Source organism: Serratia sp. Z4 (assembly GCF_009900725.1).
GTDB classification, from domain to species: Bacteria; Pseudomonadota; Gammaproteobacteria; order Enterobacterales; family Enterobacteriaceae; genus Serratia; species Serratia nematodiphila.
On record NZ_JAAABD010000013.1, the window covers coordinates 18,505 to 38,934 of the forward strand.

Genomic DNA, 20,430 nt, shown 5'->3' on the forward strand with positions numbered 1-20,430 from the left:
GTCAGGCATCCTTCTGCTGCAGGTCATTTTGAGGCTGTGTCCTGGCAATGCCGAAGCCGGTAAAGCCATAAATCAGCGCAAACACAACGGCGGCGTAGCATTGGACTGCCCATGGCAGTAAATCCAGCGTGCTTACCCCCAGGGTTGTCGCCATATAAATACCCGCCGCCGTCCATGGGATCAGCGGTTCGATGACGGTGCCGGCATCTTCAACAGTTCGTGACAGGTTCTTATTATCCAGCCCCATGCGGCGATACGCGCCTTTGAACAGCTCAGCCGGTATAAGCAGGGCAAGTTTCCCGTCACTGGTGGCGCCGGTTACGAGGATAGTGGTCGCGATGGTGGCGGCAATCAATTGGCCCGTCGTATGTACCACCTTCAGCAGACGGTTGATGATGATGGTCAGGGCGCCGGTCAACGTTAATGCGCCGGCGAACGAAAACGCGCAGAAGACCAGCAGAATGGTGCTCATCATCGAGAACATACCGCCGCGGTTAAGCAAGCGCGGAACATCGTCAACGATCCCGACTACGTTAAATCCCTGGGTAGAAAACATGGAGAGGTTGAACCCGTCCATTAGCGCGTTTAAACCTTGCTGCAGGCTGAAGCCCTGGAGGGCGACGCCGATGGCAATGGCCAGTGCACATGCTGCCAGCATGATGGGGATCACCGGGCGTTTGGTCACTGCACCCCACAAGACGAGGGCAGGGGGCAGGAGCAAGAGCGGGTTGAAGTGATACAGACCTTCAAGAGCGTTGACTATCGCGGTCACTTTCTCGGGCGTGGCCACGTCGCCAACGGCGCCGGTATGTCCGGCGATCAGATAGACGATGGCCGCCAACACGAAGCTGGGCAGCGTGGTGTACATCAGGTGTTGAATATGGCTATAGAGGTCGGTGTCCGCAACGATGGCCGCAAAGTTAGTCGAGTCGGACAGCGGGGAAATCTTGTCGCCAAAATAGGCGCCCGAGACAACCGCGCCGGCGGCAGCGGCCAGGGGAACGTCCAGTCCTGCGGCAACGCCCATCAGGGCGACACCGACGGTACCCGCAGCGCCCCAGGAGGTACCGGTACATACGGATATCACACTGGTGATGAAGAAAGCCGCGATCAGGATATATTGCGGACTGATCAGCTTTAAGCCCCAGTACACCATGTACGGAATGGTTCCGCTGATCATCCAGGTGCCAATCAGGCCGCCCACGCAGATCAGTATCATGATCACCGGCATCGCCTTCGCCAGCTTGGAGACGATCGCATCGATAATGTCGTCCCAGCGGTAACCTTGCCACCAGGCCAGTGCGGCCGCAATGCCGGCAGAAACCAATAGCAGGGGCTCTATTCGCAGGCCAAACTGCCCATAGCCAATAATAAGCAACAACAACATAGCCACAATGGGCAGCAGCGCTAAACCCAGGCTTAGCGTTTTTTTGTCATCCATGTACAACTCCAGTCAGGGGGGCAATTACTCAAGCGTAACTAATAAGTTTCGTAGGGGATGTGAGCGCGGATGGGTGTTCATGTAATCGGTTTCATGAGGTTTGTTAATGTGATGCAGATCTCAGATAAATCGCTTGTCTTGTTGGCTTAGGTCATTTTTTGCGATGGCGCAATGGAATCCCTCAGGATGACCTCTGCGGCATAGCGGTTATTCTGCGGCGCTATATGCATGCCGGTGTTGAGCTGGAGTGCGAGCCTGGCGGCCCGCCTTGCCATTTTTTCCACGGGGTAATGCACCGTAGTCAACGAAGGATGAAGATACTTGGCCAGGGCGATGTCATCAAAACCTATAATCGATATGTCATCCGGCATTCTTATCTGTTTCTGATGGAAGGTGCGGATCATGCCGGCGGCTATCACATCGTTAAATGTGGCCACTGCAGTAAAATGTTGCCCGCTGGCCAATAACTTCTCTGCTGCACGTTCGCCGCCTTCTTCATTGAAGGGCACGCTGATGATCCAGGTGCTGGGGACATGGATGCCGGCGCCGGCCATGGCCATACGGTACCCCTCGAGCCGATGTTTTTTATCGTCGATCGGCAGATCGGCTGTGATGCAGGCGATCTTTCTGTGACCATTGTTGATCAGCATCGTGGTTGCGGCTTGCGCGGCGCTGACATTATCCAGCCATATGCAACGATTGGCGATAGCGGGTAAATAGCGATTGACCACAACCAGGGCCGGCGTGTGGGCCGCGTATCTCAATATGTCCGCTTCATTCATTCGGGTGACGTGCGCAACGATAGCCTCACATCCCTGGTTTATCAGGAAGTCGAGGCCGCTTTTTTCCAGCTCGGCCTGATGCCCCCCGCTGCAGACCATCAACCTGACGCCTTCTTTTCGCGTGACATCTTCGACGCCCCGCGCTAGGCGCGAGAAAAACGGATCATCGAGGTTACCGGTGAGTAACCCCAGCATATTGCCGCTTCGCTTTGCCAGCGCCAGTGCCGCTGCATTCCGGTGATAGTTAAACTCCCGCATTGCTTTCTCCACCCGTTCGCGGGTTACGGGTTCAACAAAGGCGGTGTTGTTGATTACTCTGCTGACGGTGGCCGCGGATACCCCCGCGCGGCGCGCAACGTCTTTCATGGTGGCCATGTCTTATCCTGTTGGTTTTCTTCTGTTCAAACTCCCGGTTAAGTGTAGCTGCTGAGGATGTCGCTACGCTCCGTTTTCCTTACCGCCTTGCGGCGGCCGATCATTTATCCGGATCTTCCCTTCGCGGTGGTTACCGCACACCTGCAGCCCGATGACATATTGGCAGCCCCCGCTGAGAGCGTGGCGGCGGGCTGTGCCCGGCCTTCAAGCCGCTTTCGCGGCATAGCCTCGCCGGCGATACCCCCGCCAACTCGGTATTCCACGGTCGGCCTGACACGCGGCGGTGCCTGCCTGCCATGACATCGGGCAGCAGGGAACGGGGGCCGTACCGACCCCCTCCTGCCCCCCTTGAAATGGCGAGGTATTCCTTATGTCCCGATATGTCCTGGGTGATTCCGTGCAGGTGATGGCCGGCTTTCCGTCAAACAGCATCGATTTTGTGCTGACCGATCCCCCTTACCTGGTTGGTTTTACCGACCGCAGCGGCCGCAGTATCGCCAACGACAGAAACGATGAATGGGTGCGCCCGGCGTTCCGTGAAATGTTCCGGGTGCTCAAGCCCGACAGTCTGGCGGTAAGTTTCTATGGCTGGAACCGGGTTGATACCTTTATGGCTGCCTGGAAGCAGGCCGGGTTCCGCGTTGTCGGGCACCTGGTGTTTACAAAAGCTTATGTCTCAAAATCGGCCTTTGTCGGCTATCAGCATGAATGTGCGTATATCTTAGCGAAAGGGCGCCCGGCATTGCCGGCACAACCGCGCTCTGACGTTCAGCCATGGGAGTACACCGGTAATCGCCATCATCCTACGGAAAAACCGGTCTCAGTCCTTCAGCCACTGATTGAATCGTTCACGCAGCCCGGCGCGATAGTGCTGGACCCCTTTGCCGGTTCCGGTTCGACCTGCGTCGCCGCAGCCCAGGCCGGCCGCCGCTATATCGGTATCGAGCTTTTGACGCAGTACCACGCTATCGGTCAGCAGCGCTTGCAGCGTCTGCGCACCCTGAACGCGGCGTAAACGAGGAGGATCAGCGATGAATTACACCGGAAATGAAGAACTGCGCGCCGCGATTGCGGCACTGTCCAACGACATGTGTGATCTGCACCTGCGGCTGCGGGGACTGGTGAGTACGTATTACTGGAACAGTGACGTGCTGGCAGAGCGCCTTGCCGGCCATATCCTGCGGGACGCGCACGATCGTTACGTCGAAATTTACAAGACGATCAACGAGCTGGAACACCATTTCAAGGATTGAACGACAGGCTGGATACGATCGGGCAGGGGAAACCTGCCCGGGTTGCCTTGCTGTAAGCCTGCGAACGCCGGGGCGCATCGAACGCCCCGCGTCCGTTGAACCGCCACGCGGCACTTGCCGGCGAAGCCGGCGCCGCAACGGGCGCAGGCTGGGCCTGCCCACACCTCTCTAAATTCTTTTCCTTTGACGCCCTGGTGTGGTGACGGCCTGTGCCGTACCCAAACGCTAGTCCGGCACGGTTGTGGCACAAGGGCCGCGATGCTCGCCGTCGGCACCCGTTCGCGCCCGTTACGGGCATTCAGCCGCGCAACGGGCTTGCGCTGCGGCTTTGACGGCGCCCTTGTTCCCCGCCCTCAAGGCCGGCCTTTCGAATGGGTACGGCACCGGCCGGTGTCGCGAACCCTGAAACTCTGGAGGTAGTTCCATGCAACATGCTCATTCCATCACGCTGCAGGTATGCGAATCCGATCGTCTGTCATTCCTGCCGGATATGTTCGGCGATGATTTTCTCTCGGCCGAAATGCAGGTGTATTCGCTCGCCGATCGCTATCTGCCGCAGTACAGCGGCGGTTTCTGGCACTTCATCCGTTTACCGGAGGGCGGCGGCTATATGGCCCCCGATAGCGATCGCGTACACCTGATCAACGCCGACAACTGGTTTGACAAAACCGTCAGCGGCGACGCTGCCGGCATTGTACTGACTGCATTGGCCATCAACCGACGATGCTGGGTGCATCACGATCGGGGCAATGCCGGTCTGGTGCAACTGCTGATGCAGCGGGAAGAGCAACTTTGGAACTACATCGAGACGCACCCGGAGCGCGGCGACATCATTCGCGCGCTGGATTGACAGGATTTTCACCGAGGGCGGCATGGCCGCCCTGTAAAAATAATGAGGAAAATAATATGTTCGGCAGTGTTAAAGAAGTGGCAGCGGAATTATTCCGTGAGTACGGCAGCGAAGAACCGATCACCGTGCTGATATGGGACACTCAGTCAGTGCGGTATGCCCTGGAGAAGCACAATCCCACCCCTCAGGATGTATTGGCGATACTGGAAACCATGGGCTGTACAGACATTGACGAATATCAGCGCCGTGGCATAGGGCATGAATTTGTGGCTGAAGTCATGCGGGGGGTAGTGGAAGCCCGAACCGCAACAGATAGCGTAACGGTCAACAAGCTTGAATTACAGCGGTTGTTACATTTTGCCGCCAACCGGCTTGATAGCGACCGCGCCGAGGAAATGACGGAGGATGAGCGGGAGGCCATGCACACCATCGACGGCTTGCTTAATCAGCTCTGATTTGTTGCCGTCCTGCGTATGTAGGGCGGCATAGAGGTTCACTTGTGAGCGCGCGAAACCCCTTGCCGCCGCTTGCAGCGGCAGGCAGGCGAGGCGTGCCGCTGCGCCGCCCGCTGACGCTGCCATTCGGAGAATGTACCGGACTTGCCTTTCTTGTCTGGTATGTTCAAGGATATCTTTCCTCTTCCTCTTCCTCTTCCTCTTCCTCTTCCTCTTCCTCTTCCTCTTCCTCTTCCTCTTCCTGTTTCACCAGGCACTTTGCGAATGCGGTAGTGCCTGGGCGTCCGGGCGCGCTGTCGTGCTGCGCATGGCGCCGGCTTGCCGTCGCCACCCTGCGGGCTTCCATCACTGACGCCAGGGCACGCTTGCAGCGGCAAGCTTGCCGCGCCGCGCAGGGAACGCACCGCGCCACAGGCGCTTTAAGGTCGCCCCCCCGGCCGCTGTCGCGCCGGCGTGTCGGGTGGGGGCCCGTTCATTCTTCCGTGGTACGTCTGCCGCAGTGAGCCTTCCCGTCGCGGCTGATAACAGCACAGCGCTTCGCTTAGCGACAAGGGGTGAAATGCACTCCGCCAAAAACTTTTTCCTCCCTGCGGTCAAAAAACTTTTCGTCTCCGCCCCTTGCCGACGCTCCCCGCCGCGCTGACTCAGCCTTTTCGCGACGGCGAATACTCACAGCGGCATCAATCAACCACCCGGAGGAATGCAACATGCACCCACAAAACGTCAACAGCGCGACAACGAAGCCTACAGCAGCATCTGCACAGACCAACAGTGCCCTGACCATACCGCAGGTGTATGACCTGTTTTGCTATGTGAAGGCGGTGTGCGGTCGTTCAACCGGCACCATTGAACCGCCGGTCGTACCGGCAGGGGCGGAAGAGGTGTTCGCGGACTTTGGGGATTTCGACACCATTTCGGTGTGGCTCGTCGGGGGCTGGCCGGTGGCTGCCAGCGATCAGATGACCATGACCCATTGGAGCCTTAACTGCGGGCGATAAAAAAGCGGCATTGCAGCCGCTTTCTCACCGCCAGTCCTGACGCCATCGGGACTGGCACAACACGTGATAACTGAGAGGAAACCACTATGTCTAACATCGAGTCTACCTTACCGGCCAAGGGCAAAACAACCCGCCCGGCCAAATCTACAGCCAAGAAAAACCCCCTCGCGGAAAAAATCGAGGCGGCGCTGGCCAAGGCCGTGCGCAAAACCGCCACGCTCGGCCAACTGGTGCTGACTGACCTGAACGTGCGCAAGAAAAAGTCCTCGCAGACGTCGATCGAGGGGCTGGCCGCTTCCATCCGTTCAGCCGGTCTGCTGATGAATCTGGTCGTGTTCGAAATGGACGATGGCCGCTACGGCGTTGCCGCCGGTGAGCGGCGCACGCTGGCGCTGCGCTGGTTGATGGAACAGGAGAACAACGCCGACAAGACCACCCCGGACGGCATCGTGACCGACGATTACCCGGTTGAAGTGCTGGTCGTCAGCAAGGCGATGGCGCGCGTGGTGTCGATGATGGAGAACAGCCAGCGCGAGCAGATGCACCCGGCCGATCAGGTAACGGCGTTCCGCGACCTGTCGGCAGACGGTCAAACCCCGGCACAGATCGGCGATCTGCTGGGGTTCAGCACGCGCCACGTTCAGCGATGCCTGCGTCTGGCGACGATAGCACCGGTGCTGCTCGATGCGCCGGCCGACGACCAGATCACCCTCGACCAGCTGCAGGCGCTGTCGGCCACCGACGATCATCAACGTCAGTGTGACGTCTGGGAAAACGCTTACGGCTGGGCGGCCGCGCCGCAGCACCTTCGCGAGGCGGTGCTGAAAGGTGAAGTCTCGGCCAGGGACAACAGCCAGCTGGCGTTCGTCGGGCGCGAGATCTACGAGGCGGCGGGCGGCACCTTCAAATTCGACCTGTTTACCGACGAGGGCTTTTTGACCGAACCGGCGATGCTGGAGCGTCTTGCCCGTGAAAAATTGCACGCGCTGGCGCAACAGGTGGCCGAGGACGAGGGCTGGAGCTGGGCGGAAGGGCGAATTTCGGCCATTAAAACATGGGGTGAGGACGCGGAGCTGTACCGCGAGCTGACCGAACCGCAACCGGAATTTACCGCTGACGAACAGGCCGAGATCGCCCGTCTGAAAGCGCGGTTCCGCGAGCTGGAAGCGGCATTCGAGGCGGCGGATGTCGATACCGATACCCACGCGCTGAACGTCGAAAGCGACACTGTCGAAGCCGATATTGCGCGGTTGACCGCACAGGTGATCATCCGTTCATGGCCGCAGGCGATGCGCAGCAGCAGCGGAGTGGTGGCGTCCCTGCGTAACGGGGAGGTGGTTTACCAGCGCGGGATCGTGCTGCGGGCGAGCGAAGCAACCGACAAGTCCGGGGATGACAACGGCGAGGGCGCAGCGACCACTGAAACGACGGCACCGAAAACCAAGGAGAAAGGGCTGTCGGCGGCGCTGATCACCAGCCTGTCGGCGGAACGCACACTGGCGGTGATGGGGGCGCTGGTCGAGAACCCGGCCGTCGCGCTGGCGCTTCACACCCACACGCTGGCCGTGAAAGTGTTCGGTTCGCGCTACGCCGGATCACTGCTCCAAACCAGCCTGACCCCAAAACGTGCGGAGCTGCTGACCAAAGCCCCGACGGCGGAAGGGAGCCGCGCCGATCGCCAACTGGGCGAGCTGCACGCGCAGTGGGAGGCGAAATTGCCGCCGGAGTGGAATACCGATTTCACATGGTTGCTGACGAGGGAACAGGCCGAGGTCGTGGCGCTGCTGGCGTACTGCGTCGGCCTGTCACTCGATGCCGTGCAACTATGGCCTGCGAAGGATGGCAAAGTCGGCGATGCCCTGACGACGCTCGAGCACGCGCTGGACTTCACGCTGCGCGACTGGTGGCAACCGACCAAGGCCAATTACTTCGGGCGCATCAGCAAGGAGCTAATGAGCGATGCGCTACTTGACGGCGGGAAGGTGGCGCAGGCGGCCTCGGTGCTCAAGATGAAGAAGGGCGACGCCGCGCAGCTGGCCGAGGATGAACTGACCGCCAGCGGCTGGGTGCCGGAGTGCCTGCTGCCGGTGGCCGAGGACACCACCACTTTACAGGACGCTGACAACAGCGCCGCCGCCTAACCGACAGGGAGCTGCCGCCCATCGGGCGGCAGAAAACAGCGATGAAAAATGCATTCAATCTGGAAACACTGACGGCGATGAGCGCCGACGAACTGGAGCAGTACCTCGATCGGGGCAGGGAGTACCGGGTGATGCTCAACTGCGCAGTGCTGAGCCAGCTGGCGTTGCCGGAGGGCTGGCGCGTGGTGGCGGAAGAGGGCTGCGAGTTCTGCGGGCGCGTGCCGGTGGTGTGCCGGATAAGCCCGGCAGGGGATGAGGCGACGGCGCTCTATTTGTGCAGCGCGGGCGCGGAGGTGCCGAACTGGTCAATGACGCTACCGTTTGACGGCGGTCAGTCGCTGGCGTGGCTGTACCTTGATGAGCATTACACCCCGGCCACGGTCAACCGGGTGCTGCATACCGTGGCGGGTTATTACCGGCTGGGGTTATGGCGGCCGGAAAAGCTGGCGGTCGCGCTGCGGATGGGAGGACATTGCCTGTGATCCTAAACCATCTTGCTCTGGTGCCGTGGCACCCGTACCGGCAGGCCGTCTGGCAAGCCATCGCGCAGGTCGAAGCCCGCCGTGAGGCAGGCAGACGGATGTCCGCCTACCCGTATGCCACGGCGTTTTTCCGCCATTTAACCGGGCGGCCTACCCTTTCAGCCAAGGACATCCGCATGATAGACGTGACCTACCGGCCCGTCGATCGTCGCCGCGCCACGCGCAAGGAAGACTATATTGACGCACTCGACACGCTGATTGCCAGCCGGGGGGAGCACTGTTATTCCCCGTTGCCGGGCGACACTCGCGATACGCTGTTCCCGGAAGTGAACCGCCGCCGCCGTCAGCGCTTCGAACATCGGCTGACGATGAAACACACCCGTCAGGCGCGCATTGATGACACACTCCGGCGGCACAAGCGGCGACGTTATCAGGTGCGGCTGGCGCAGGCGGAAATCGAGCTGGCGTTCATCACGCCGGGCGAGCTTGACCGCTGGGTGCGGCGTGCGCAGCAACAGGGACTTGTCGAGGATGACCTGAGCGGGCTGGTGCTGGCATGGACGGCGCGGTTTCCCTGTCTGGCCGAACTGGATAGTTACCTCTGGGCTGCCATGCCGTTCTGGGAAGCCCGCTTGCAGGTCAGTCTGATCAGCGATGAGTTGTCCGCTGAAGCACGTACCGATAACGCGGCGCGGCTGCCGAATCGCCTGTTAGGCCGCTAAACCCCGGACAACAGGCTGCAGTGGCTGCGCCACTGCGGCTTGTTGCTCTTTCATTCCTGTGCCAGGTATGTCGGTGGTTTCGGCAGGGGATAAGGCTCTTGTTGATAGTGCAGCGGCGACGGTCAGGTATGGATGTGCTGATTCTGAACGATTTGCCGGGCGATGCTATGCGGCGCTGGGCGTCCGGGCGCGCTGTCGTGCTGCGCATGGCGCCGGCGAGCCGTCGCCCCCCTGCGGGCGTCCATCGCTGACGCGAAAGGCACGCTTGCAGCCGGCAGTGCCGGCGCCGCTATTCACTGTTCCCCGGTTACCGGCGATCGCTAAGGACGCCCCGACGTTCCGCCGTGTCGAGGGTTTTCATTCTCAACTTACTCACCAGTGGCCATCTCTCTGCGAATTTTTGCGGAGGGCTGTTCGTAGCACCATCCCCGTTCTAAAAACAAGGTACTGGCAAGCCACGCCTCCGGCGCCCTTGTTTTTCTCCTGGTCTGTCGCTTCTTCGCCCTTTGCCGCAAAGAACTCGCTGAGAGATGGAACCTAGAAGGAGCAAACCAGAATGAAAACCAACAACGTCAAAACCGCCGCTGCAGAATCTGCCGAGAGATGTGAGGAATTTTGCGAACCAGATACCCCTGAGCCGTGGGAAAAGCCCGGCGTGCAATATCCCGCAGCCGTTCGAGCGATGGAGATGGAGTTTCGCTATTTAGACGACCTGAATGATCTGTATGCGCAAAGCAGCACGTCCCACGACGAGCTGGAGCAGGCACTCTATGAGATTTTCAGGCGGATGACAGAGCGCGTCCAAAACTGCGGTGCTGACTATAAACTCCCGGACAAACCGCGGGTGGCCTACGAAATGATCCAATATTGGGTCAGAGGGCAACGCGTAGCGCAACGCTGCTTCGGTGAAATCGGTCAGCGCGCCTGGGAGCATGCTCGCTACCGCTTGGCGCTCGAGATGGCAGTGGAGTATTCGTATAACTAAACCGCTATGGTCTTCCTCCGGTGGCTGGCCGCACTCATCCAGCCATCAGCCCTACTCGTCTAGCCAGCCGCAAGCGGTTGGCAAGTCTCGCCGAACCCCTGCGGGTTTCGGGCCCGCCGGCTCAGGTCTGAAAGCCAACAGCAACGTCAAAAGCATGCGCTTGCAGCCGGCAGTGCCGGCGCCGCTTTTCACTGTTCCTCGCCTGGGCGAGGAACGCTGCAGACGCCCCGGCGTAATAACGCCGTGTCGGGTGTGTTCATTCTCTCTTGATATGGAGGTTATCTCCCGTCAGACCCTTACGCGGAGGGCTGTTCGTAGCACCATCCCCGTTCAGAAAACAAGGGTAAATGGCACGCCTTCGGCGCCCTTGCTTTCTGCCCAGGTCTGTCGCTCCTTCGCCCTTTGCCGCGAAAGGTCCCGACGAGAGATGAATTAACCACCAGGCAGGAGAGCAGAATGAACACACAGAACGTCAACGTCAAAACCGCCGCTCAGGAGCCCTCGGAAAGATGTGGGGAGAGGCTGAACGCTATCTGTCAGAACGATATGCCAATTTTATTGAAGGAATGCCTGTATGTCCTGAATGAAATTACAAATCGCAGACTGCCGCGAGGTAGCCGTTATCCCGATACTTATGCGCTGGCCTCGGCCATTGAAGCCGTTTTACGGGCGGTTGAACAAGAACAATCAGCCGCAGTTCAACGTGATCTAAAGGAGGTTTTCAACCCAAAAACGCAAATCCGTAAATGAAAAAAGCAGCGTTTCCGCTGCTTTCTCGTGCCGGTCTACCCCTAGGAAAGTTAGCCCGGCTCTCAATAATCGATTGGAGTAAAACTATGACTATTGAAGTTTCAATCATTACATCAACTGACTCTTATGTAAAGCAATTGGCGGCAAATAACGAAGCGCCGAAAAAGCAAACCCGCATACTGCGGGACAGCCTCGAGGCTACGGCAGTTAAACCTGAACTGCGTGCATTGGGGCGGCATATTGCAAAATGTCAGCGTAAACGCCAGCCGGTACGCATTCCGGCTATGCGCGGTAGTGAGCTGGGGCAGGTATTGCGCACGTTAGAACTGAAACGGGCCTACGCCTGATAACACGAACTGCCGTCCTGCTGGACGGCAGTTTTACCCAACTCATTAAGGAGAAACACATGACATTTTCAACCTTAGAACAGACCCGTGATAACGCGGGTGTGATCGCAGATATTACCGTTAATCCTTCCCAAGGGGGGGAAGTTATTCCCTCTGTATCTATTGACCGCATTATTGCGCAGCGAAATGGTGGCATTGCTCAATTCATGGAGGGAATGGCATTGATCCATACGGCTGCTAAACAGCTTTCAGAGGCGGCCAACAAAGAATATTTGTATGGTTACAGCGACGTGGTCAAACAGGCGTTGGATTGGCGAGGCAAACCAGAAAAATACGGTGATGCGGTTGCCAAGCTGATTGATCGGAAAGTTTGGGATCGGCTGCTGAGTGATACCGGTATGTACACGCTGATGAGCAGCAAACAGCGGGATGAGTGGGATCGTCAACTGAACAGCAAGGATTGTCCGGAGGTCACGCTTGATACGGTGCTGGCGACGTTCAAACAACTTAATGCCGACAAGGTTGTTACCTTTGAGAAGGGGGTAATAGATGTATTTCGCAGCCTGTCATGGGACTACAAAACCAACAGCCCATGCCGCCTTGGGAAAAAGATCATCGTAGAACGCTTTCTCAGCACATGGCGGTACGGGAAATCAAGTTTCACGTGGGAAGGGCAACAACTGCTCGATGATCTGGCGCGTCCATTTTATTTGCTTGATGGGAAGGCGGTGCCGGACTTCAGGTCAGGAGACGGTCAAAAATACGCTGATTTCTTTGGCACTGGCAACAAAATTAGCGAGTTGTGTGATCTTGAATATTTTACCGTTAAGGGCTTTGCCAAAGGGACAGGACATATCGTTTTTAAACGCCCCGATCTGGTAAATAAAATTAACGATATCGTGGCGCGCCAGTTCCCAGGGATGTTGCCACCTCGCTTGTAACCAGTAAGTTAGACCTAAGGAGGCAGGCAGGGAAATCCCTGCCTGGAAAATATGCCCGATCATTATACATTTTAACCAATGTGCCATTTTGTCATTATTCTGTGATCATGGCTTGAGTGTGCAAACTGCAGAAATAGTGGCGAACTGTTGAGGTGTTAACTGCTATAAGGCTTCCGGGCGGATAAAAGCCCTGTGGCTTCGCCACGGCTGCTTTCGGCCCTCTGGGTATGATCCAGTCCAGTAATGCCCCTTTTAATTCGATATCGCTGTTTGATGTTTTCCTTTCTTTGACGCCTATTTCTCCTTTCACCTGGCTTGAAAAAAAACACAATGAGCTGAAGCTCCCTGCGGTGGCCGGTCGCATGCGCCCGACCATCAGCCCCACTCGACTAGTCAGCCGTATGCGGCTGACAAATCTCGCCGAACCCGCGAGCGGTTTCGGGCCTGCCGGCTAGGGTCTGAGAGCCAATGTCAACAGCAGGCGCTTACAGCCGGCAAGTGCCGGCGCCGCTTTCACTGGTGGCTCCTTCGGCGCCACCGCTAGAGACGTCCCGCCGTTCCGGCGTGCCGGATGTGTTCATTCTCAAAGTTCTGTCGTTGCCCATCACTCGATAAGTACCGGCGCAGAGGGCAGGGGGTAGCACCGTCGCCCAGCGCAGTACCAGGGGAGCGCTACGCCGCCGTCAAAAACTTTTTCTTTCCTTCGGTCAAAAAAACTTTTCGTCGTCGCCCTGGCACTGCGCCGTTCGTCGTTGCTCCTTTGCCCTTCGCTGCGACGGAACTCACCGAGAGATGGATTAACCATCGACAAGAGGAAAATCAGAATGAACACACAAAACGTCAACACCGCTGCTCTAGAATCTTCCGAAAGATGTGATCTTAATGACTTTGAAACTTGCCGCCTTGGTCAGTTCGCAGTTCGATTTTTTGCGCCTTCAAGTGATGGTGCTATGAATGGAAACTGCACCTACATGTGCCTTGCAAGCAGTGCATGGGATGCCGCCTTTAGATTCGGGCAGCATTGTAAGAATGTTCATTACGATATCTATTCGGTGACAGAAATAGAGCCAGTTCAGGATGTCGCGTTAAGTACAAATAATTATCGATTTGTCCCGTTGAATTCGAAGTGTTGGCGTTGCCTTGATACAGGGTTCGTGGTGATCGTTACAGCTGATGGAGGCATATACGATGAGATCATGCAACCATTAAAACGCTATGGCATGTTGTCCCCAATTTTCTAATTTATGCGGGGCGATGTCCCCGCTATTTATCATGGAGTTTAAATATGAAAATCGAAAATAAATCTCTTAAGGTTGGGCAGACTGTTTACACCAATCTTTACGGGTATGGCCGTGGCGTAATTTTCGGTGTCCATGGTGAGCTTCTACCAGAAAACGTTATAAATTTTCCTGGAAATGAAATAGTTTATGGTGAAAGAATTGACCTTGATATTGTGTTTCATTGCGGAAAAATTCTTAGGAAAGTGTCTGAAAGTATTTTACAGGGTGTTCAGTGGAAGATCTGTGATGATGTGTGTACACCGTCAGAACTTGATGAAATTTTGTCTGTCGCATTACAGGAAGAATGTAGGAATGAGAAAGCAAAAAAAGATATGAAAGAAGTCTTTGAGGCAGAGGTTCAAAGATTGAAATTCCTACCTGATTTTTCCCACCTTAAAAAAGTAGAAAATAATAATAGCAGTGTGGCAGAAGTAGTATCTTCAAATATTCGTTTACTGCTTAAGAAAAATTTTTCTGGCGTTAAATTTTCTGTAAAGAAAGTAAGCTATAACTCAATCTCAGTGCGTTGGATTGATGGCCCAACTTGTGACAAAGTTGAAGAGATAACAAGAAAATTTAAGAGCGGATATTTTAACAGTATGGAGGATGTTTACGAGTATAACGAAAGTCCATTCAATGTTGTTTATGGTGGTATAAATTTCATCTCTATAGACAGAGATTATAGCGATGAACTCATCGAGAAAGCGATATCACTGTGCAGAAAAACTTATGGTGATAAGGTTCCTAAATGGGCTGATGTAGATTCATACAAAAAGGGAAAGTTGTTCGCGGTAAATGTGAACCCATTGTTCAATAATAACTTGCAAAGTGAAATCAGACTCATGCTAAAATCGTTTTAGTCAATGATGTGGCGGGTAACCCCGCCATTTTCATTATGGTTTGTCTCCTGCTTAGCGTTACTCCTTCCACGTTTTTTTGCTGTAGATTTTGTTGCTCGGATGATATCTGATATCGCCTTCTCGCTTACTGATATATCTACCGTTTGTAACGCTGATTTGATCTCTGATGCTGTATATCCCTTTGACTTTGCTAAGGTGATAATGCTTTCTTTTAGTGATTCCAAAAGCTCAGTTCTGCTGATTTTATTAGGTGTCAAATCAGGTAAGGATTCGAGCGCCAGTTTTGCTTCTTCTAGCTGATCCTGAGTATAAAATTTAGTTCCTGCCATGTAACCCTCTGATTTAGACATAGTAGATGTAACCACATTAAACCATATCACTTCTGAGAGTCCAAGCCCGCCCCCTCACTGACGCCTAATCAGGCGAAAAATAGCTCGCATCCAAAAGGATAGACGTAGTAAAATTACGGACAGGAAATGTTTTGTCATTACCGCCTGCACGCAGTCGATAATGCAAAACACCTGGTCAGGGCTACGCCCCGACACCCCGGTTGAGTAGTTAGAGGTTGAGCTATGTCGAAAAGCGAGTCGCGTCAGAAAGGAATAATCATCCAAATCCGATGCACCGAAGAGGAGGCTGAGGCCATCAAAGGCAAGGCCAAGGCAGCAGGGATAAGCACTTCCGAGTTACTGCGGCGCTCCGCGCTGAACCGGAAGATAATGACACGAACAGACACACGCTTGATGAACGAACTTCTTCGTTTGGGTGGTTTACAAAAACACCTCTACACCCAAATGCAAGACCAGATGACTCAGGAACTCAGTAAGCAGTTTTCTGACGTGCTGGTCGAAGTGAAGAAGGCTATCATCGCTTTGGATTTGAATCTCGTACCAGCAAACGAATAAGGGCACTATGAACGTTATCATCCCACCAAAAAGACGAGACGGCGGCACCAGCTTTATGAAGCTGGTCGGCTACCTGAGTCTGCGGGATGAGAAAAAACCTGATGACGTTATCACGCCTGATAAGACTTCAAAGACCTCTTCACGCTCCAGTCAGGCTATTTTTGATCGCCTGGTAGACTATGTTGAGCGGCGTAATGATTTCTCACCCATGCAGGTTGTCGCTAGCTTTCCTGATGGGCGAGAGCAAGTCATTGTCGGGGGCGTTGAATGTGAAACAAATTGCTTTTCACTAGAGACAGCTGCAGCTGAAATGAATATGGTTTCTGCGCAGAATAGGCACTGTAAAGACCCCGTCTATCACTTCATTTTATCCTGGCAAGAGGATGAGGCTCCGACACCGTCTCAGGTGTTTGATAGCGCTCGCCATTGCCTGGAAAAGCTGGGGATGGCAAACCACCAATTTGTTACCGCTATCCATCGTGATACCGACAATATTCACTGCCACATCGCAGTTAATCGTGTGAATCCGGAAACGTATCGCGCAGCCAATTTGTGGAATGATGCAGACACCTTACAACAGTGTTGCCGCGTTCTGGAAAAACGTTTTGGCTTCAAACAAGATAATGGCAGTTGGGTGTGGGGTGATAACAATACATTGCGTCGTGCACCCTGGCGTTTTCGTAATGCTCCACAGGGAGCTGCCAAGCGGGAGATCTTCTCTGACAAAGAAAGCCTATATCATTATGCGGTTCGGCAGGTGCGCTCAAAAATCACCGATGCCATCAAGAACAAGACTGCAAGCTGGAACTATTTTCATCTTCTGATGCATGCCAATGGTCTGGGGTTGCGTGAACAATCGGGCGGGTTGGTTATATACGATATCGTGCGACCAGATACTATGATGGTGAAGGCATCTGATGTTCATCCGTCTCTTTCTAAGACCAGGCTTGAACCATATTTTGGTCAGTTCGAAGCTCCACCAAGCTTTAATTCTGAAGACCTGGAAGAGGGGGCGTATGCAATCTATAACCACTACCAACCTGAATTCCAGGTGCGCGATCGGGAGGCGAGAAAAGAGCGTCGTGAAGAAAGGGCTGCTGCGCGTGATGACCTCAAATTGCGTTATAAAAAATACCGCGATACATGGGTAAAACCAGACTTGAACGTGAGAGCACGCTATCAGGAGCTTGCCGCACATTATCAGGCAATGAAGGGTAATGTTCGCCATAGCTACCGCGACCCTCTGCTGCGAAAACTGATGTATCGCGTTGCTGAGTTCGAGCGAATGAAAGCAACAGCGGAGCTACGAATTCAGATCCGAGAGGAACGTAAGACGCTGTTTGAGTCTGGACAATATCGTCCGTTGTCTTACCGTTCCTGGGTGGAGCGCGAAGCCTTAACGGGGGATGTTGCCGCTATTAGCCAGCTGCGTGGATGGGCGTATCGTGAGAAGCGTAAAGCGAAAGCCGCCGCTCCGAATAAGCATAAAGACAGCGTATTGGTGTTTGGTGTCGCCGACGACTCACCGTTGCTCGAACGGTCTACCCATGCAACTCGTCTGCACCGGAACGGTACAGTTGAATATCTGCGGGATGGGGTTGTCGGTGTAGTCGATCGTGGTAGCCAGGTTGAGATTAAGCCCGGGTTTGAGGATTACGACGATACCGCGAATTACCACCTGGCTGCAGAAATTGCCGGCACGAAAAGTGGTGAGCGAGTTGAGGTTGTTGGCACCGACGATTTCGTAGACCGCGTACTGGTTGAGGGCTGTCGCCTGAATTACCAGCAGGAAAAAGAGGTGTTCCGGCCAACAGACAACTGGCAGCGCGGTCGCTCCGAGGTTCTCGAGCATCGCCACGTTAGACCAGAAATGGGTTATGACGCTCCAGCTGGATCTCGTCAAGCTGATGATCGCGACGATGATGCACCAACAGTAAATTCGTATTGGGGACCACGTCCTTAAACAGAGCAGTAGATAAAAAGTAAAGCGAGATAATTAATGTAAATCATATTATTAGTCGCTGATTGCACAGGGTTGAAGGCCTGTACAACCAGCTAACCATAACAACCTGTACGGGAGGCTGCCATGGCTGCCATCGATCCTAGCCAATTTAAGGCATTACACAAGTATTTTCCGGATTTAACACTCACTCAGTTGGCTACCGCCTATATGTACTCGACAGGAATCCCTGTGGGAACGATTGCTCAGCTTCGAGATGTATCGGAGGACACTGTCAAAGATTCTCTCAAAGCAGCATGTCATCGAATGCACTTAACGTCGATATCTACGATGGGGACGGCGATCCAGCTTAAGCTAAACCTTGAATTGTTGATTGCCATTGACACCCTGCAACCAAATTGAATTTTAGACTCACAGTTTAACTAATACGTCAACCCCCTTTTAAAGGGGGTTTCGCATTTTAGGAGAAAGGATTAATCTCGCCATAATTCTTTTGAAGATGTAGGGAATTATAATAAATGACTGATAAGTCACAATGGAAAGCCGCACAGACCGTTATCGAAATGAGCCCTGATGTTAATCGGTTGCTGACTCAGGCCGCAAAGCGCTCAGGTCGTAGCAAAGTTAAAGAGGCGACAATTCGACTTGCCGATCATCTAAAAACAGTTACAGATATTGCGGTGCCTGGCCGCCGTTTCCTTTCTGATGAATCCAAGTAGCACCCTATAGAGATCCAACACCAGGGAACTCTATTTTATTAGTTTGTTTAGTGATTATAAAAATATATGGCGTTAACTCGCAGGGCCTTCTATTACCTGGAATCTTTTGAATTTTGGGTGATTGCCCGTGAGGAATTATCACGAAATGAATAATTCGTCCGTTGGGATGGGGTGCTCGTGGCCTTTGAAAAAAGGTGGCGCCCGCTTTTTAACAACCGGGGTTACTTATACACATTATCCGCTTAGCGGTTATGTGATTTTTCAATGGGAGTAACCCCGAATGGAAAGTCGGACAGTATTCCGTAACTGTTAAGACCCCTATGCAAAAATGCAATGTATCTATGGGTACGATCTGCCTGTAGAGAAGATTAGCACCACCCGCGAGGGCGGGGTGAATGGGCGTGAACGGGCAACACTGGCAGTGAAAGGATGCTGACGCAAAAGAGATTTGTGCAAGTCCATTCTAACGAGTGGACTTGCCTGAACAGCAGTTTACATTCGGATAAGGAGATGTTGATGGCAAAAGGAAAGTTAAACTCATCACAAACTTTTTCCTGTGAGTTCTCCGAACTATCGACACTAATTGCCCCTGATATAGAGAAAATAAACAGAACGCGTAAAAGAAAGCGAATTAGACGCGATACGTTATTTTACCTGGGTAATACAAAAGTACAGGTAAAGAAAAAGTACAGGCTCTCATCCTCCGCTATAAACCCCTCTCTACCTACATCGCGTACCCGGCCTTTTGAACGTGCGGTGGCCTGTGCAAATATTCTTTGCCGAACTGTTACTAAATAAACTTCCAAAAATCGTTATTCAGCAATACCCCTGTCTAGTTTCCTGTTTATCCCACTGCGTAATTGAGGTGACTCTATTGAAAATATTTCTCCCCGTTGCCCTGGCGCCGGTGGTGTTGAGTGGATGTGCTATTAGCCCATCTTCGCCGCCGCGCGTTCCGGCTCAAGAGTTTGTGACTTCGTTGATCCAGGAGCAAATACCGATAATTCAGCGAGCACAGGCGGATCTGGCCCAAGCCAGCCGGGTTCGTTTAAAACCGGTGCGGACGGTTCCTGAGTCCAGGCCAGCAGCCACATCGTTGAGGCGTCAGCCGGAGGTCATTCAGCCCAGGGCGCTTGCAGGTCAGCCGGTACCTACCCTGCAGGCTATCCGTTATATCGGAGAGCGGCCAGCCAGTCTGACGCTTGCCAAGCCGGGCAAAGCTTCAACGCTCCGTCAGGCTATACGGCAGATTACCCCTCCTGGTTGGCAAGTGACTTTCTCTCAAGAGCTTAAACCGGATGTCCGCACTTCACTGCAATGGCGTGGTAACGATCAGTGGCCGTTTGTGCTGGATGACGTGCTGCAGCAACAGGGCAAGGTCGCGCTGGTCGATTGGTCAACCCAACGGATTTCCGTCGCGGCTAAATCTGTTGAATTTACTCCTGGCGCCGTGGCTGCAAATTCGCCTAAAAGCGCATCAGATACTCCGTCCTCAACCCCAGCGGTAACCGATAAGAAAGGCAGTGTGGTATCAGGCCGTAATCCATTTGGTGGCAGTAAGCCGGTAGCCACCTCGAGCCCAACCCCGGCGGTAAAAACTACAGCTTCGTTAACACTGCCCAAATCGGTCATTAAACCAAAGGTTTGGCGGATCGAAGCGGGGAGCACGTTGAAAGATACCCTGTTCAGTTGGGCGGCGGCAGAGAAGTGTTCCACCCCTGGTGTCGCTAACTGGACTGTCGCCTGGTTGACATCGGTGAATTACCGCATCGACGCCCCACTCCAGTTTGAAGGCAGTTTCCGGGATGCATTGAATAGCCTGTTCACCTTATACGGTACGGCGAAAGTGCCATTGTATGCCGGTATTCGCCATGTCCAATGTGTCATCTCGGTTGATGACAAGGAAATCCATTGATGGACATTCAGTAACAACCCTTCCCCTTCTGTTCAGAGGTTGCATCCGCAGCCTTATCTCCTGGAGGTTTGCATGAGTTATCGCGGCAAAGTGAACGTCGGCGTGATCGTCCTATGCACCATATTCTGGATAGTGCTTTGGATATGAGACGACAATAACTCAGTCCGCCTGGTGCTGATTATTCTGGCCGGTTTTGTAATCTGAATGTCATGTTCATGATCCAACAGGAAATGGCGTGACGCTCAATACTTCTCAGGTCAGTTACTACA

At 54.3% G+C, this 20,430-nt stretch carries 23 protein-coding genes; 19 read left to right on the forward strand and 4 right to left on the reverse strand.

The features are described 5' to 3' along the window. Nucleotide 1: 1 nt before the first annotated feature. Nucleotides 2–1,441, reverse strand: coding sequence for a Na+/H+ antiporter NhaC (nhaC, locus tag GT753_RS24330; protein WP_160126057.1), 1,440 nt, complete (start codon nucleotides 1,439–1,441; stop codon nucleotides 2–4). Between the two features lie 146 nt (nucleotides 1,442–1,587). After that, nucleotides 1,588–2,598 (reverse strand): LacI family DNA-binding transcriptional regulator, encoded by a 1,011-nt coding sequence (locus tag GT753_RS24335; protein WP_160126058.1) that lies wholly within the window; start codon nucleotides 2,596–2,598, stop codon nucleotides 1,588–1,590. A 370-nt stretch (nucleotides 2,599–2,968) separates the two neighbouring features. Between GT753_RS24335 and GT753_RS24340 the strand changes: the two genes are divergently transcribed. The 4 genes from GT753_RS24340 (at nucleotide 2,969) to GT753_RS24355 (ending at nucleotide 5,156) form a co-directional block, all read left to right on the forward strand. Continuing rightward, nucleotides 2,969–3,613: a DNA methyltransferase gene (locus tag GT753_RS24340; RefSeq protein ID WP_160126059.1), complete on the forward strand. Its 645-nt coding sequence runs from the start codon at nucleotides 2,969–2,971 to the stop codon at nucleotides 3,611–3,613. A 16-nt stretch (nucleotides 3,614–3,629) separates the two neighbouring features. Continuing rightward, on the forward strand, nucleotides 3,630–3,851 hold the full coding sequence (locus GT753_RS24345) for a hypothetical protein (RefSeq protein ID WP_060432392.1): 222 nt from the start codon (nucleotides 3,630–3,632) through the stop codon (nucleotides 3,849–3,851). 424 nt (nucleotides 3,852–4,275) lie between these two features. Beyond that, a complete protein-coding gene (locus GT753_RS24350) occupies nucleotides 4,276–4,701 on the forward strand; it encodes an antirestriction protein (protein ID WP_094887923.1) in 426 nt (141 codons plus the stop codon). Between the two features lie 56 nt (nucleotides 4,702–4,757). Next, nucleotides 4,758–5,156, forward strand: coding sequence for a DUF1380 family protein (locus GT753_RS24355; protein WP_160126060.1), 399 nt, complete (start codon nucleotides 4,758–4,760; stop codon nucleotides 5,154–5,156). 166 nt (nucleotides 5,157–5,322) lie between these two features. Here GT753_RS24355 and GT753_RS24360 read toward each other — a convergent pair whose 3' ends face one another. Then, nucleotides 5,323–5,502, reverse strand: coding sequence for a hypothetical protein (locus GT753_RS24360; protein ID WP_160126061.1), 180 nt, complete (start codon nucleotides 5,500–5,502; stop codon nucleotides 5,323–5,325). 361 nt (nucleotides 5,503–5,863) lie between these two features. Between GT753_RS24360 and GT753_RS24365 the strand changes: the two genes are divergently transcribed. The 10 genes from GT753_RS24365 to GT753_RS24410 all read left to right on the forward strand — a co-directional run bounded on the left by GT753_RS24365 (nucleotide 5,864) and on the right by GT753_RS24410 (nucleotide 14,662). Further along, the gene (locus tag GT753_RS24365; RefSeq protein WP_160126062.1) at nucleotides 5,864–6,154 is read left to right on the forward strand and encodes a ribulokinase; all 291 of its coding nucleotides are present in this window, start codon (nucleotides 5,864–5,866) and stop codon (nucleotides 6,152–6,154) included. Between the two features lie 86 nt (nucleotides 6,155–6,240). Further along, nucleotides 6,241–8,295: a ParB/RepB/Spo0J family partition protein gene (locus GT753_RS24370; protein ID WP_160126063.1), complete on the forward strand. Its 2,055-nt coding sequence runs from the start codon at nucleotides 6,241–6,243 to the stop codon at nucleotides 8,293–8,295. Nucleotides 8,296–8,336: 41 nt separating this feature from the next. Next, nucleotides 8,337–8,777: a conjugation system SOS inhibitor PsiB gene (psiB, locus tag GT753_RS24375; RefSeq protein WP_160126064.1), complete on the forward strand. Its 441-nt coding sequence runs from the start codon at nucleotides 8,337–8,339 to the stop codon at nucleotides 8,775–8,777. Continuing rightward, nucleotides 8,774–9,499, forward strand: coding sequence for a plasmid SOS inhibition protein A (locus tag GT753_RS24380; RefSeq protein ID WP_160126065.1), 726 nt, complete (start codon nucleotides 8,774–8,776; stop codon nucleotides 9,497–9,499). Before psiB ends, GT753_RS24380 begins: the two co-directional genes overlap by 4 nt. 556 nt (nucleotides 9,500–10,055) lie before the next feature. Continuing rightward, nucleotides 10,056–10,484, forward strand: a complete 429-nt coding sequence (locus GT753_RS24385) for a dehydrogenase (protein WP_160126066.1) — start codon at nucleotides 10,056–10,058, stop codon at nucleotides 10,482–10,484. 456 nt (nucleotides 10,485–10,940) lie between these two features. Next, nucleotides 10,941–11,234 (forward strand): hypothetical protein, encoded by a 294-nt coding sequence (locus tag GT753_RS24390; protein ID WP_060432400.1) that lies wholly within the window; start codon nucleotides 10,941–10,943, stop codon nucleotides 11,232–11,234. Between the two features lie 86 nt (nucleotides 11,235–11,320). After that, nucleotides 11,321–11,581 (forward strand): hypothetical protein, encoded by a 261-nt coding sequence (locus GT753_RS24395; RefSeq protein WP_128869045.1) that lies wholly within the window; start codon nucleotides 11,321–11,323, stop codon nucleotides 11,579–11,581. 59 nt (nucleotides 11,582–11,640) lie between these two features. Beyond that, nucleotides 11,641–12,522, forward strand: a complete 882-nt coding sequence (locus tag GT753_RS24400; protein ID WP_160126067.1) for a DUF4942 domain-containing protein — start codon at nucleotides 11,641–11,643, stop codon at nucleotides 12,520–12,522. Nucleotides 12,523–13,346: 824 nt separating this feature from the next. Next, the gene (locus GT753_RS24405; protein WP_160126068.1) at nucleotides 13,347–13,763 is read left to right on the forward strand and encodes a protein TraE; all 417 of its coding nucleotides are present in this window, start codon (nucleotides 13,347–13,349) and stop codon (nucleotides 13,761–13,763) included. A gap of 44 nt (nucleotides 13,764–13,807) precedes the next feature. Then, the gene (locus GT753_RS24410; protein WP_160126069.1) at nucleotides 13,808–14,662 is read left to right on the forward strand and encodes an LPD29 domain-containing protein; all 855 of its coding nucleotides are present in this window, start codon (nucleotides 13,808–13,810) and stop codon (nucleotides 14,660–14,662) included. On the opposite strand, the gene GT753_RS24415 is transcribed toward GT753_RS24410, so the two are convergent. Then, nucleotides 14,659–14,991 carry a hypothetical protein gene (locus GT753_RS24415; RefSeq protein ID WP_216842817.1) on the reverse strand — a complete coding sequence of 111 codons (333 nt, stop codon included), beginning with the start codon at nucleotides 14,989–14,991 and terminating at the stop codon, nucleotides 14,659–14,661. The genes GT753_RS24410 and GT753_RS24415 overlap by 4 nt on opposite strands. Before the next feature lie 243 nt (nucleotides 14,992–15,234). Between GT753_RS24415 and mobA the strand changes: the two genes are divergently transcribed. The 5 genes from mobA to GT753_RS24440 all read left to right on the forward strand — a co-directional run bounded on the left by mobA (nucleotide 15,235) and on the right by GT753_RS24440 (nucleotide 20,161). Further along, nucleotides 15,235–15,567 (forward strand): plasmid mobilization protein MobA, encoded by a 333-nt coding sequence (gene mobA, locus GT753_RS24420; RefSeq protein WP_060432402.1) that lies wholly within the window; start codon nucleotides 15,235–15,237, stop codon nucleotides 15,565–15,567. A 7-nt stretch (nucleotides 15,568–15,574) separates the two neighbouring features. Then, nucleotides 15,575–17,530: a TraI/MobA(P) family conjugative relaxase gene (gene traI, locus GT753_RS24425; RefSeq protein WP_160126070.1), complete on the forward strand. Its 1,956-nt coding sequence runs from the start codon at nucleotides 15,575–15,577 to the stop codon at nucleotides 17,528–17,530. Between the two features lie 123 nt (nucleotides 17,531–17,653). Then, nucleotides 17,654–17,929: a hypothetical protein gene (locus GT753_RS24430; RefSeq protein WP_060442014.1), complete on the forward strand. Its 276-nt coding sequence runs from the start codon at nucleotides 17,654–17,656 to the stop codon at nucleotides 17,927–17,929. Nucleotides 17,930–18,045: 116 nt separating this feature from the next. Further along, entirely contained in the window at nucleotides 18,046–18,246 is a 201-nt protein-coding gene (locus tag GT753_RS24435) for a TraY domain-containing protein (protein ID WP_072270311.1), read from the forward strand. Nucleotides 18,247–19,120: 874 nt separating this feature from the next. Beyond that, complete coding sequence (locus GT753_RS24440; RefSeq protein WP_160126071.1) at nucleotides 19,121–20,161, forward strand: toxin co-regulated pilus biosynthesis Q family protein; 1,041 nt, start codon at nucleotides 19,121–19,123, stop codon at nucleotides 20,159–20,161. Nucleotides 20,162–20,430 lie beyond the last annotated feature (269 nt).